15 protein-coding genes are annotated in these 13,856 nt (G+C 41.1%); 9 read left to right on the forward strand and 6 right to left on the reverse strand.

The features are described 5' to 3' along the window. Positions 1–79 precede the first annotated feature (79 nt). Positions 80–658: an outer membrane beta-barrel protein gene (locus EWE74_RS18235; protein WP_130143083.1), complete on the reverse strand. Its 579-nt coding sequence runs from the start codon at positions 656–658 to the stop codon at positions 80–82. Between the two features lie 65 nt (positions 659–723). Here EWE74_RS18235 and EWE74_RS18240 point away from each other — a divergent pair, with 65 nt between their 5' ends. The 4 genes from EWE74_RS18240 to EWE74_RS18255 all read left to right on the forward strand — a co-directional run bounded on the left by EWE74_RS18240 (position 724) and on the right by EWE74_RS18255 (position 2,451). After that, positions 724–939, forward strand: coding sequence for a hypothetical protein (locus tag EWE74_RS18240; RefSeq protein WP_130143084.1), 216 nt, complete (start codon positions 724–726; stop codon positions 937–939). A 2-nt stretch (positions 940–941) separates the two neighbouring features. Continuing rightward, complete coding sequence (locus EWE74_RS18245; protein ID WP_130143085.1) at positions 942–1,280, forward strand: tRNA-binding protein; 339 nt, start codon at positions 942–944, stop codon at positions 1,278–1,280. After that, positions 1,277–1,747, forward strand: a complete 471-nt coding sequence (locus EWE74_RS18250; RefSeq protein ID WP_130143086.1) for a nucleoside deaminase — start codon at positions 1,277–1,279, stop codon at positions 1,745–1,747. Before EWE74_RS18245 ends, EWE74_RS18250 begins: the two co-directional genes overlap by 4 nt. Positions 1,748–1,842: 95 nt before the next feature. Next, positions 1,843–2,451 (forward strand): superoxide dismutase, encoded by a 609-nt coding sequence (locus tag EWE74_RS18255; protein ID WP_130143087.1) that lies wholly within the window; start codon positions 1,843–1,845, stop codon positions 2,449–2,451. A gap of 44 nt (positions 2,452–2,495) precedes the next feature. On the opposite strand, the gene recA is transcribed toward EWE74_RS18255, so the two are convergent. The 3 genes from recA to EWE74_RS18275 form a co-directional block, all read right to left on the reverse strand. Then, positions 2,496–3,521, reverse strand: coding sequence for a recombinase RecA (recA, locus tag EWE74_RS18260; protein ID WP_130143088.1), 1,026 nt, complete (start codon positions 3,519–3,521; stop codon positions 2,496–2,498). A gap of 86 nt (positions 3,522–3,607) precedes the next feature. Continuing rightward, entirely contained in the window at positions 3,608–4,267 is a 660-nt protein-coding gene (nth, locus tag EWE74_RS18265; protein ID WP_130143089.1) for an endonuclease III, read from the reverse strand. A gap of 362 nt (positions 4,268–4,629) precedes the next feature. Then, a complete protein-coding gene (locus EWE74_RS18275) occupies positions 4,630–6,255 on the reverse strand; it encodes a S8 family serine peptidase (protein WP_130143091.1) in 1,626 nt (541 codons plus the stop codon). A gap of 135 nt (positions 6,256–6,390) precedes the next feature. Here EWE74_RS18275 and EWE74_RS18280 point away from each other — a divergent pair, with 135 nt between their 5' ends. Continuing rightward, positions 6,391–8,520 (forward strand): S9 family peptidase, encoded by a 2,130-nt coding sequence (locus tag EWE74_RS18280; protein ID WP_239018710.1) that lies wholly within the window; start codon positions 6,391–6,393, stop codon positions 8,518–8,520. A 43-nt stretch (positions 8,521–8,563) separates the two neighbouring features. On the opposite strand, the gene EWE74_RS18285 is transcribed toward EWE74_RS18280, so the two are convergent. Further along, positions 8,564–8,749 (reverse strand): hypothetical protein, encoded by a 186-nt coding sequence (locus tag EWE74_RS18285; protein ID WP_239018711.1) that lies wholly within the window; start codon positions 8,747–8,749, stop codon positions 8,564–8,566. Between the two features lie 165 nt (positions 8,750–8,914). Between EWE74_RS18285 and EWE74_RS21560 the strand changes: the two genes are divergently transcribed. The 4 genes from EWE74_RS21560 (at position 8,915) to argC (ending at position 12,359) form a co-directional block, all read left to right on the forward strand. Then, positions 8,915–8,986 carry a hypothetical protein gene (locus EWE74_RS21560; RefSeq protein WP_394343231.1) on the forward strand — a complete coding sequence of 24 codons (72 nt, stop codon included), beginning with the start codon at positions 8,915–8,917 and terminating at the stop codon, positions 8,984–8,986. A 295-nt stretch (positions 8,987–9,281) separates the two neighbouring features. Continuing rightward, positions 9,282–9,998 carry a GNAT family N-acetyltransferase gene (locus EWE74_RS18290; RefSeq protein ID WP_130143094.1) on the forward strand — a complete coding sequence of 239 codons (717 nt, stop codon included), beginning with the start codon at positions 9,282–9,284 and terminating at the stop codon, positions 9,996–9,998. 109 nt (positions 9,999–10,107) lie between these two features. Next, positions 10,108–11,295, forward strand: a complete 1,188-nt coding sequence (argG, locus tag EWE74_RS18295) for an argininosuccinate synthase (protein ID WP_130143095.1) — start codon at positions 10,108–10,110, stop codon at positions 11,293–11,295. 50 nt (positions 11,296–11,345) lie between these two features. Next, positions 11,346–12,359 (forward strand): N-acetyl-gamma-glutamyl-phosphate reductase, encoded by a 1,014-nt coding sequence (gene argC, locus EWE74_RS18300; protein WP_130143096.1) that lies wholly within the window; start codon positions 11,346–11,348, stop codon positions 12,357–12,359. Positions 12,360–12,362: 3 nt separating this feature from the next. Here argC and EWE74_RS18305 read toward each other — a convergent pair whose 3' ends face one another. After that, the gene (locus EWE74_RS18305; protein WP_239018712.1) at positions 12,363–13,382 is read right to left on the reverse strand and encodes a GntR family transcriptional regulator; all 1,020 of its coding nucleotides are present in this window, start codon (positions 13,380–13,382) and stop codon (positions 12,363–12,365) included. Positions 13,383–13,856 lie beyond the last annotated feature (474 nt).

The raw sequence follows: 13,856 nt of genomic DNA on the forward strand, positions 1-13,856 counted from the left end.
ATTTAGAACGTTTCTAATCAAAAAAAGAGGTTGCTCTGCTGAACAACCTCTTTGCTATATTTATATAGTGATTTAAAGTCTATAAAAAGGAGAATCCAACTCCGATAGTCCACATCCTTATTTTTTGATTACCGGTTTCGTTCAAATTGCTCAATCCGTGTTCGTAACGTAGGTCAACGGTAAAGCTGCTAATATCAGCTCCAATACCACCGATGATGCCTGTGGAGCTTTTTTTATAGTTTGACCATTCTGCCGGTTTGGTAAAACTTATGTCCTCGTTTTGTCCAAAAGAGAATACAGGGCCTGCTTGGATCCGGGCACCAATGGGACCGAGTCCGATTCTTGTTCCGAGTAAAACCGGCACATCAAAACTTTTAAAGGTAGCATCGCCATTTTGACCATCTTCCGTTTGAATGCCTACTTTTTTACTGGCATAATAAGCTTCAGGTTGTACATGAAATCCCGCTATTCCCACGCGACCCCACGCTCCCAATTGGAATCCTGTTTTCGTATCTGAATTAAGAAATCTTCCTTCGGACCGCAGACTAGAGAAGCCTAATCCGCCCTTTAATCCCACTTTAAATGTTGGGAATAATTGTGCCTGTGAAATGCTGATAGCGGCGATCAAACAAATTAAAGTAAGTATAGATTTTTTCATGTGGAAAATATTTGTTTATTTTATTACAACTACAATAATAAGATATTTGTTTTAAAATTTGATATATGAGTGTGTTAAAAATAACAGCTGAAGCCTGGGAAATCTTGAAAATAAAATTAAGTAGAAAATATAACCACTTAACAACTGGGGATTTAGCCTATACGCCCGGAGAAGAGGATGCGTTGGTCGCTCGCCTGGCAAAGAGACTTCGGCGCGATAAGGAATATATTGCATTTACATTGGCAAAAGAATTGTCAAATCTAGAATCAAATCGTTTGTAGGAATGGCAGAATTGATTACATGGGCCGATTTTGAAAGTGTGGATTTGCGTGCCGGAACGATAATAGATGTGGAAGATTTTCCGAAAGCACGTAAACCAGCTTATCAATTGCGTATCGATTTTGGTAAGTTGGGTATATTGAAATCTAGTGCACAGATTACGGCACACTATAAAAAAGAGGATTTAATAGGCCGGCAAATTATAGCGGTCGTCAATTTCCCGAAAAAGCAAATAGCCGATTTTATGTCAGAATGCTTGGTAACAGGGTTCCCGGACGAGAATGGTGATATCGTATTGAGTTCGATAGAGAGGAAGGTCCCAGATGGCACGAGATTAATATGAAAATATATAATTTTGAACCGACGGACCTTGGTCCTATAGCAACAGATGAAGCTTATATGCGAGAGGCGCTAAAGCTAGCGCAAAAGGCCTATGAAGAGGATGAAATTCCTATTGGGGCTATTGTCGTTAGTCAAGGTAAGATCATCGGAAAGGGATATAATCTTACGGAACGATTGAATGATGTGACGGCGCATGCGGAAATGCAGGCTTTTACCGCCGCCTCTAATTATATGGGAGGGAAATATTTGAAAGATTGTACCTTGTATGTTACCGTAGAACCCTGTGTGATGTGTGCGGGGGCATCTTATTGGACACAAATCGCCAAGATTGTGTATGGAACGGTGGACGAAAAAAGGGGAGCTTCCCGCTATGGTAATCTTTACCATCCTAAGACTACGGTTATTTCCGGCGTGTTAGCTGAGGAATGTGGGGATTTGATAAAATCATTTTTTCGTAATAAAAGGTGAAGAAAATAAACTTTTGAACGGTAAATAAAACCGAAGCCCATTGAAATTGTTATATTCGTGTTCTTATTTAATTATAATCAAAAAACAGAAATATTATGGCATTTGAATTAGAAGCTTTACCATACGCCAGCAATGCGTTGGAGCCGCACATTGACAAAGAAACCATGGAAATTCACCATGATCGTCACCACCAAGCCTATGTAGACAATTTAAATAAAGCGATTGCAGGGACAGATGCTGAAAACTTATCTTTAGAAGAAATCAACAAAAACATTTCTAAATATCCTGCTGCTGTTCGCAACAACGGTGGAGGACATTTTAACCATAAGCTTTTTTGGACTGTTTTGAGTGCAAATGGCGGCGGCGAGCCTACGGGTGAATTAGCAGATGCTATCAACCAAGCGTTTGGCTCATTCTCAGAATTGAAGACACAATTACAGAATGCAGGTGCTACTCGCTTTGGTTCTGGTTGGGCGTGGCTAGTTGTGAAAGCAGATGGACAACTCGCTGTGACATCTACTCCGAATCAAGATAACCCATTGATGGACGTAGCAGAAGTACAGGGGACACCTATTTTGGGTATTGACGTATGGGAACACGCGTACTATTTGAAATATCAGAACAAACGTCCTGCCTACCTTGATGCGATTTTCAACGTTATCGATTGGAACGCTGTCGCGAAACGTTATCAAGAAGCGAAGTAAGCGTCTGAAATAAAAAAAGCCTGGGAAATTTTCCCAGGCTTTTTTTATTCTTCTGTTCCGGCGATATGTTCATCAATATCACTACCACTGACTTCTGCCCGGATTTTAGCTTCGAGTTCGTCGCTTAAATCGGGGTTGTCCAGTAGTAAGCTCTTGACAGCATCACGCCCCTGCCCTAATTTGGTGTCACCATAACTAAACCATGAGCCAGACTTTTTGATGATGCCATATTCTACACCTAGGTCTATGATTTCGCCCACTTTAGAGATTCCTTCACCAAACATAATGTCAAATTCTGCTAAACGGAATGGTGGTGCTACTTTATTCTTTACAATTTTTACTTTAACACGGTTACCCGCTACTTCGTCGCTATCTTTAATTTGGGAAGTTCTGCGAATATCCAAACGAACGGAGGCATAGAATTTCAATGCATTTCCACCCGTGGTCGTTTCTGGGTTTCCAAACATAACACCAATTTTCTCCCGCAATTGGTTGATAAAAATACAACAGCAATTGGTTTTAGAGATTGTCCCGGTTAGTTTCCGCAAAGCCTGCGACATCAAACGGGCTTGGAGACCCATTTTGGAATCACCCATTTCCCCCTCAATTTCTCCTTTAGGCACTAACGCTGCAACGGAATCGATCACAATAACATCGATCGCGCCCGAACGGATAAGGTTGTCGGCAATTTCCAATGCCTGTTCTCCATTGTCGGGTTGAGAGATAAGTAGATTTTCGACATCTACCCCTAGCTTTTGTGCGTAGTATTTATCAAAAGCGTGCTCCGCATCAATGATAGCTGCTATTCCTCCTTTTTTTTGAGCTTCAGCAACAATATGCGTAGCCAAGGTGGTTTTACCTGAAGATTCCGGCCCATAAATCTCAATAATACGACCTTTAGGTACTCCTCCTATACCCAATGCTATGTCTAGGCCAAGAGAACCTGTTGAGATCGCCTCGATGGGCTCTACTGCTGAATCCCCCAATTTCATAATCGTACCTTTTCCATACGATTTTTCCAATTTATCTAAAGTTAGCTGTAAAGCTTTTAGTTTGTCTGCGTTACTCATATTTTTAGTATTGTCTAGTCAAAAATAAGATTAAAATTTAAAATCACAAAATTAATATACTAATATTTTTAGCTTATCTGTTTGGTTTATGCGTTCCTTGCCGTTTTGGTATAATGGGTTTCAAAATACTTGCAGAAATACGTAATAGGACATAACTCACATTTAGGACGCCTCGCCACACAGATATACCGTCCATGAAGGATAAGCCAATGATGTGCGATGGCGATCGTATCCTCTGGGAGATATTTGACCAATTGTTTTTCCACAGCCAACGGGGTCGTGGCACGGCTGGTTAATCCTAAACGATTGCTTACCCGAAAAACATGCGTATCTACGGCCATAGCCGGTTTGTTGTATACCACAGAAGAGATTACGTTAGCAGTTTTTCTTCCTACACCAGGTAATTTGATAAGATCTTCTACCTTTTCGGGTACTTCGCCCTGAAACTCTTCCAGCAATTTTTTGGCCATTCCCACTAGATGTTTGGCTTTATTATTTGGATAGCTCACTGATCGGATATACGTAAATACTTCATCTGTGGTACTTGCCGCTAATGACGGAGCGTCGGGGAAGCGTTCGAAGAGCTTGGGAGTCACCTGATTGATGCGTTTGTCTGTACACTGCGCAGATAAAATGACCGCGACCAAGAGCTCGTATGAATTACTATAGTTTAGTTCTGTTTGCGCATCAGGGCTGTGTGTGGAAAAATATTTTACAAATTCCCGATACCGTTCTTTTTTCAGCATGAACAAAATTAGAAATTAAAAAGTAAAACGTAAAAGACAAACCACAAAAGAGAGACGAGACCGCTTAAAAAAACAAAGTCTCTAATAGATTTAGAGACTTTGCCATTTTACTTTCTTAAGCTACGAGAATAGTTCAATATATTCTCTAGGACTTTGGGGCTTGGATCTTTCACCAATTTTTGTAAATTGGATTTTAGATTTTGTTCAAATGTTTCATCAACTATCTCCACCATGCTCACCCTTTCCTCGCTTAATTCCGTATCATGTTCCTTTGTAAAGAATTCTACCATAAGCGTTTTAATTATGTAAGTATATATTAAACGCCGGATAGAAGTTTATAGTATGTAAGATTTAACATTTTTTCACTTTTTTTCTAGAACATATCGATCGGCCTCTTCAATAGCGGCTTTGGCATTTACTATTCCGCCCGAAACACTAATTTCATCTAAGTAAACCTTTTTGGTCGATCCGTCTACGCTAATCCTTACTTTTTCGTCTATCTTTGTTACCGATTTTAAGATAATATCCTTTACTTCTTTGGCGGTCAGTTCCGGATAATAGGAGCGTAATAGAGTCGCTAATCCCGATACCACCGGAGCAGCCATACTGGTTCCATTTTGCTCCTTATATGTCGATTCGGGCATCGTAGAATTAATTTTTACGCCTGGGGCAAACACATCGACGGACCGATACCCGAAATTAGAGAATTCGGCTAGCAAATCACCATCAAGGCCCGAGGATGTAGCGCCTACGGTGATCCAGTTGGAAGCCTCTCCTGTTACAGCGTCAAGGCTGTCAGTATAATATTTCATGGGGTAGTTCTTGACCATATCGATATCTTTGGCGTCGTTGCCTGCCGCATGTACGAGAAGTACATCTTTTTCCTCTGCATATTTTACGGCTTCATCCACGGTATTTTTATTATATACATACCCTTTTCCGAAACTCATATTGATTACTTTTGCGCCGTTATCTACAGCATAGCGTATACCATTTGCCACATCCTTATCCCGTTCGTCCCCATCAGGAACTATCCGCACACCCATAATCTGTACGTTATCTGCGATACCGTCAACGCCTATTCCGTTGTGCCGTTTGGCACCGATGATGCCCGCCACATGTGTGCCATGATCAGCGTCGGGGCCTTTGATATCCGCATTTCCATAAAAACGTTCAGCTGCATCTTCATAATTGTCGCCAACGATATGTCGGGAATCATAAGATTTATTCAGATGATAATCTACCTGTGCCCGGTAGTAGTTAACCCCTTCCTCCAGTTCTTTGTAAAAATCTTCAAAGCTCTTATCGTCGCTGAGTTCTCTTTTCGTCATGCGAATAGCCAATTTTTGACGGTCTGTCTTCGGTTTGAAGGCATCGATATCGGCTTTGGTCATATCTTTGATATCTTTGCCTATGCTGTTGGCAATAGCATCGATTTCTTCTTTTAACCGTCCGTAATTTAGGCTGCCAAAATTTGCTTGATCAAGCTTACTGGTATAATCACTGATCATCCGTTGGTAAGCCACAAATTCACGTCGTTCGTCCTCACGCAGTGGTGTAGATGGCAATACCGAGATATATTTAGGTTCGTAAAGACGGATCAAACGGGTGACTTCCAAATTATCGTAGTGTACATTTTCTCCCTCCGCATTTCCCATAAAGTTCCATCCGTGTACATCGTCAATATAGCCGTTATCATCATCATCCTCACCATTTCCGGCGACTTCCTTAGGATTTGTCCACATGACATCTTTTAAATCTTCGTGCTTATAATCAATACCGCCGTCCAATACACCCACGACGACTGGGGTAGACTCCCGATTTATCAAAAGCTCATACGCTTTTTCGGTACTAATACCGCGTACCCCGTCCGCTTCGTAATCCAGATTGTACCAATTTGGGGGATTTGTACCCTTAGATTGTGCATTTCCCCATAATGGAAGTATACATATACCTAATAAAGCAACCCGTTTCCATGTTCTAATCATATGTTCTTGTTTCGTCAAGAGACAAATATAAGGTAACTCTAGAGTCAATGTTGTTAAAAAAATATAAATCACTATTCTTTTTACATTAACTTTATGTCCAAAACTTGCTTGTTAATGCATAAAAACTGGAACTATATGATTATTATTGGAGCTATGGCAATCTCTTGTTCTGATAAAATGACGAAAAATACGGCATCTTGGCCAACGGCTACCGCTCCCATAGCGGAAAAGAAAATGCACAACCGCATCATTCACGGTGATACGATCGCGGATGATTACTACTGGATGAATGACTATTTTAAGAAAGGTCCGGATTCTGCCGAAGTTATCGCTTACTTGGAAGCGGAGAACAGCTATACCTCTGCGATGCTCCAGGATACCGAAAAGTTTCAGGAAGTACTTTTCCATGAAATGAAGGGACGCATAAAAGAGAAAGATGAGTCTGTACCGTATCTCAAGAATGGATATTATTATTACAGCCGTACGGAAGAAGGTAAGCAATACTATAAATTCTGTAGAAAGAAAGGAAGTTTGGATGCACCGGAGGAAATATTGCTGGACGTGGACGATATGGCAGAAGGCTATGCCTATTATGCAGCGAGTGGCTTTTCGATAAGTCCAGACAATAAATTGCTTGCTTTTGGTGTGGACACGGTATCCAGAAGAGAGTACACGATTTATGTGAAAAACTTGGAGACTGGTGAACTGTTGCCCGATAAAATAGATCGTACTTCTGGTGGAACAACTTGGGCAAATGACAATAAAACATTATTCTACACCGCAAAAAATCCCGTAACCTTACTGAGTGAGAAAATACGACGGTATACCTTGGGCTTAGGGGCAGGGGGTGATGTTGTCGTATATGAGGAAAAAGATAACACCAACTATATCGGCGTCGGAAAATCCAAAAACGGCAAACATATTATGATTTATTCTGGCGGAACACTATCCTCAGAAGTCCACTTGTTGGATGCTGACCATCCGAACGGTGTATTTAAGGTGTTTCAACCTAGGATGAAAGAAGTGCTGTATTCAGTGACGGCGCTCGCCGACCGGTTCTTAATTTTGACGAATGACGGGGCGAAAAACTTTCAAGTGATGGAATGTCCGCTGGACAAGACTGATAAGGAACATTGGAAAGAATTTATTCCGCATCGGGAAGACGTACTTGTTTCTGATATTGATGAATTCAAGGATTACATCGTGATTTCGGAACGTAAGAATGGCTTGACACAAATGGCTGTACGCTCTTTAAAAGACGGGCATCAGCATTATCTGGATTTCGGCGAGGCGGCGTATACGGTATATCCAAGTACAAATGTAGAATATAATACGGATATGGTTCGTTATGGCTACACCTCGCTTGTTACACCGTCGTCTACGTTTGACTATAACATGAATACGAAAGAAAAGACCCTTCGGAAACAACAGGAGATTGTAGGTGGGTATGACGCAGACCACTATGTAACAGAGCGTTTGTTTGCCACAGTTGCTGATGGTACACAAGTTCCTATCTCATTGGTCTATAAAAAAGGATTTCCTAAAAATGGGAATTCACCCCTATTGTTGTACGGGTACGGTTCGTATGGGATGTCCATGGACCCTACGTTTAATTCGTCGAGACTGAGCCTGTTGGATCGAGGTTTTGCATATGCCATTGCCCATATACGTGGTGGAGAGGAGATGGGAAGGCAATGGTATGAGGATGGTAAAATGATGAATAAGAAAAATACTTTTACAGATTTTATCGACTGCGCCAACTATTTGATTTCCCAAAAATATACAAGTTCTGACCATCTGTATGCACAAGGAGGTAGTGCGGGTGGATTATTAATGGGTGCGGTTATCAACATGGCGCCCGAATTATGGAATGGTGTTATTGCGCAGGTTCCTTTTGTCGATGTGGTCAATACCATGCTGGATGAGACGATTCCATTAACGACAAACGAATATGACGAATGGGGAAATCCGAATGAGCAAGCTGCTTATGCGTATATGAAGTCGTATTCGCCTTATGAGAATATTGAAGCCAAGGCGTACCCGAACCTACTAGTTACTACGGGGCTTCATGATAGTCAGGTGCAATATTTCGAACCCGCGAAATGGGTGGCTAAGTTGCGTGAAATAAAGCAAGGGAATCAAGTGATATTGTTCAAAACAGATATGTCCTACGGACACGGGGGGGCTTCCGGAAGGTTTGATTATCTGAAAGATGTCGCACTGAACTATGCGTTCTTATTCAAATTGGAAGGAATTACCGAGTAAAAAATAGCCGGTGTGTTACAACAGGCAATACACCGGCTGTTTTTTATTTTAATGAATCCAGTTGATTCTCCCGCTCTATTTCCCGTGCATCAATCTGATGCTGCTTGTAGTTTTCAATAGCCACCTTGCTCGCTTTTAAGGAAACGATAATGCCGATGACAGCGATAACCGTAACGATTGCTAACCCCCATACATATTTCTTTTTGTCCTGTTTAACTAACCAGTACATCAGGAAGATATAAGGGACCGCAAAAAAGATATAAAAAATAATACTTGGACCAACCATCTTTCGGAGAATTTTAAACCGATACAAAAGTACCTAAAAAAAGAGATATTAGCGCCACGTCATTTCTTTTAAACCTTTTAGCAAAAATACGGTCTAATTATGATATTGATGGGAGAATACTGCAATGGGTGTTTTTTTGACAAAAAAACTAGACGCCTATTGCATAAAAGAAAAAAATAATTTTTTACTTTTGTCCTGTTAATAGTTAATAGATAGACAAATGAACGCGTTCGCATGTTATACGTATATTCCGGTGCAACTTCCGAAGAAGTTTGTAAGGGATGTATTGTATACCTTGAAGGGATTCAATTGTCCTATATTACGATTCCGACGACCTATTCTGCCTCGAGCTTGATTGGGAGGCAGGACAACATCCATTATGAACAATCACTCGGCTCAGTGGTTTCTCAATCGTTAATTAATAGAGTTTTGTTGAGAACACATTTATGTGTAATTTATTAGGTCGACATCTTCGATGACACTTTCAGATTTTTTAGTTATTCCTGCCACTTCTGCACATATAGGATATGCAGAGACGATTTGCAATGAAATGTTTGAATCTGCGAAAGCGCGCGGAACAGGCATTGCTCGCCGTAAGCCAGAATATATTGTACGCAAGATAGAGGAGGGCAAAGCGGTCATTGCCTTGCACAAGGATGGGCGTTGGGCCGGCTTTTGTTATATCGAGACATGGAGTCACGGGGATTATGTAGCCAATTCCGGTTTGATTGTAAGCCCTGAATTTAGGAAAGTAGGATTAGCGAAAGCGATTAAGAAGCGTGTCTTTGATTTATCACGTGAAAAATACCCCAAAGCGAAAATATTTGGTTTAACCACTGGTTTAGCCGTTATGAAGATAAATTCCGATCTAGGTTATGAACCGGTAACGTATGGCGAGTTAACTCAAGATGAAGAATTTTGGAAAGGTTGTCAATCTTGCGTGAACTTTGATATTCTTGTCAGCAAGGAACGGAAGAATTGTATGTGTACGGCTATGCTTTGGGATCCTGTGGAGAAAGAACGTGAACTCAAAGAAAAAATCCAGCGTCGTGCCGAAGCAAAAGAACGGTTGGATCGTATTGTAAAAAAGCAATCGCTTTTGAAGCGTATTGAAGCTAAATTGTGGAAATCGTCCAGAAAGATCGTGTCCGCCGTATTCCCTGTAGGTATCGGTCTCGCAAAAAATATATAATTGCTATATTTGGCGTGGTAGATAGCTTCATCACCTTTTAAGAACAAACCGAGTGTAACGAGCTCATTTATACAATTGAAATTCAACACTCAGAAATAATTATATATAGATGAAAAAAGTAGTATTAGCGTTTAGTGGTGGTTTAGATACGTCCTTCTGTTGTATCTATTTAACAAAGGATTTAGGACTGGAAGTACATTCTGTAGTCGTCAACACCGGAGGGTTCTCGGATGACGAATTGAAAGCTATAGAAGAACGCGCTTATGCTTTAGGGGTTAAATCCCATAGCACGATCGATGAGACAGAAAACTACTATCGTGACACTATAAAATATCTCATTTTTGGGAATGTATTAAAAAATGCTACTTATCCACTTTCGGTATCGGCGGAGCGTGTTTGTCAAGCGACTGCAATAGCTAATTATGCAAAAAAAATCGGTGCAGCTTGTGTAGCACACGGTTCTACGGGAGCAGGGAATGATCAGGTTCGCTTTGACATGATCTTTAATACCCTAATCCCTGGGGTAGAGATTATCACGCCGATTCGGGATCTCAAATTATCCCGGGAGGAAGAAATAGCTTATTTAGCTAAGCATGGCGTAGAGATTAATGCTGAAAAAGCAAAATACTCCATCAACAAAGGGTTATGGGGTACTTCCGTTGGCGGTGCAGAAACCTTGACATCGAATAAATATCTTCCGGAAGCAGCTTGGCCTACACCAGTGACTTCATCCGAGCCACAGACTGTGACGATAGACTTCGTTAAAGGAGAGCCTGTTGCACTCAATGGCGAGCCGATCGGCGCGGTTAAAGTTATTCAGCAATTACAAGATCTAGCCCAGCCGTATGGCATCGGGCGCGATATACACGTCGGAGATACGATTATCGGTATTAAGGGGCGTGTTGGTTTTGAGGCAGCCGGGCCGCTTATTATTATCAAAGCCCATCATACACTAGAAAAACATACGCTCACGAAATGGCAGTTGTCCTGGAAAGACCAAATCTCAGGATTTTATGGTAACTACATGCACGAAGGACAAATGCATGACCCGGTTATGCGGGATATGGAGGCATTCTTGCGTTCTTCACAAGAAACGGTAACCGGGCGGGTTATTGTCGAATTACATCCGTATCGGTTTATCGTTGTAGGTATCGAGTCCGAGCACGACTTGATGTCCACTAAATTTGGTAGCTATGGTGAAATGAATGAAGGCTATACCGGTGATGATGTAAAAGGTTTTGCCAAAATATTTGGTAATCAAACTATCATTTGGCACAAAGTGAATAACGATCTTTAGTTAGAAAGTTAGAGGGTTAAGGGTTAGAAAGTTAAGAAGCAAATAATAATATGATAAAAGTAGGTATAGTCGGTTCAGCAGGATATACAGGGGGCGAATTGCTTCGTGTTTTGATTTATCATCCCGATGTAGAAATAGTTTTCGCTAATTCGGCGTCGAATGCCGGGAATAAAGTCTATGCCGTTCACAACGATTTATTTGGCGATACCGAATTGGAATTTTCTACCGATTTTCACTCGGATATCGATGTGCTATTTCTATGTGTTGGACACGGCGATGCACGAAAATTTTTGGACACTAATCCGGTAGATCCTTCTGTAAAAATCATCGACCTATCGCAAGATTATCGGTTGAAGGCTAATACGGCTTATCAAGGTGGGCATTTTGTGTATGGTCTGCCCGAACTCAACAGGGAAGCGATAAAATCGGCACAATATATTGCCAACCCGGGATGTTTTGCTACTAATCTACAATTGGCATTGCTTCCTTTAGCTGCTAAAGACTTGTTGCCGGAGCAGATCCATATCAATGCCACAACAGGCTCCACAGGTGCTGGGCAGAAACCTTCGCCTACTTCCCATTTTTCCTGGCGTAGTGGCAATCTTTCTGCTTATAAATCGTTCGAACATCAACATCTGCAGGAGGTTTCCGAATCGTTGAACCAGCTTCAGCCGAATTTTCTGCCGCAATCTGATCAATCCTTACTCGAACGGGCTATGCAACGGATCAATATGATCCCACAACGCGGCGCATTTCCAAGAGGGATTTTTTCAGCTATATACGTAACTTCGGAATTGACGGAAGATGAAGCCTATACACTTTACGAGAATTATTATGCAAGCCATCCTTTTACGTGGGTAAGCAAAGCAAATATTGATTTGAAACAAGTCGTGAATACCAATAAGAGCATCATGCATTTGGAAAAACATGGTGATCAACTGTTGGTTTTAAATGCAACCGATAACTTATTGAAAGGTGCCTCCGGCCAAGCCGTTCAGAATATGAATCTGATGTTCGGTCTGGATGAAAGGGCGGGGCTTAATTTGAAACCCATAGGGTTCTGATTTTTACAAAGACTTCCTGATAATAACTATTGCCGGATCGCGTAAGGTGACGTGTGCTTCATTCAAAATGGCGTTAGCCGCTTCTTCTCCCATTCTACGGAAATCGGTACTGATAACGGTAATGCCTTCTTCGAGCACTTCTTTTACGGCTGTATCATTATAAGAAATTAATCCAACGTCTTGGCCGAGCTTCCAGCTCTTTTTCCGGCAGAGTTTGATAATATCCACATCATCCTGATCATATCGGCTAAAGGTAATATAAGCATCGCCTTTCTTAAAAGAATCAGGTTGGACCTGATGAATGATTTTGTGATTTTTCTTATGCTCTTTGGAAAATGCCTCGAATCCCGCAATTAAATCTTGGGCATGAAAAGCCTCCAATGGAGCAACAAGTACTAGGCGTTTATACTTTTCCAGTTGCGGCAATAAGGTGGTTAAAGAGTCAACCAGATCAGATTTATGGTCCTGATAAATACAGCTGTATGTACCTTCTAGGCCATGCTCGTTATGGTCAATCACGATGCGTTTATGTGCCGGTATTTTATTTAGAACAGGGGCGGGGTTTTCACGGAAGAAAGTAACGACCACAAAATGAGTGTAGCCGTTCAGGTTCTCTTCCACCAGTTTTTCAAATACCTTGAAGTTGTGGTGATGAAAATAAACATCTACCTCTGCCTGATCGTGTATGGTTTCCAAAAAAGCCTGGTAGACGCGATCCCGCAAGATATTCATTTTGTCGAGTATTAAACATACACGGTAACGCTGTTCAAGCTTTAGGCGTTTTACATAATATCCTTTACGGTATTCTGACTCAATAATTCCCTTTTCCGAAAGGTATTGCAAACCTTTTAGGGCGGTTTCCTTGCTAATACGGAGTTCTGCTGTGAGCTGGTTGAGGGAGGGAAGCCTGTCGTTAATAGCCAATTCATTTTGTGCTATCTGTGCCATGACATAATCTACCAGCTGCATATATTTTAGTCGCTGCGTGCTATTGTTGGGTATAGAATCTGATATCTCTTTCAATTTCGATGATGGATTTTAAATATACAACAGCTGCAAAGCTACTAGGTTTGGTCGGTTAAAACAATAAAAAGAACAGACCAGACCAGATTTTTTATTGTGTTTTCTCCTTTCATGCTACGTAACATGAATGTAATGGCATACACGTTTATCACAAAGTCGTATGGAAAAGAGACAAATACGCAAGGATTTGTCTCTTTTCCGATGGCGTTTTTGCCGTAGGAATTGGAGAATTTTCTTTCTCGAAATGGAAAATTGTTGTCGGCAAACTTATTTTTTTCAAAATACATTGCTTTTTAACTAAACTCATCAGAGAATACCGTTGTCAACTTTGGAAAAAATGTATGTGAAGTGAAGTTTGTTGCGTAGATGGACCGAATGTAACACAAGAGGCTCGTAAATAGAAAAAAGAGAGACAAATTGAGCGCAAAATTGAAGTCGGATAATACCATTCTGTTTTCTTTTAAGATAGTCTAA

The organism is Sphingobacterium corticibacterium (assembly GCF_004208525.1).
In the GTDB taxonomy this organism is placed as follows: Bacteria; Bacteroidota; Bacteroidia; order Sphingobacteriales; family Sphingobacteriaceae; genus Sphingobacterium; species Sphingobacterium corticibacterium.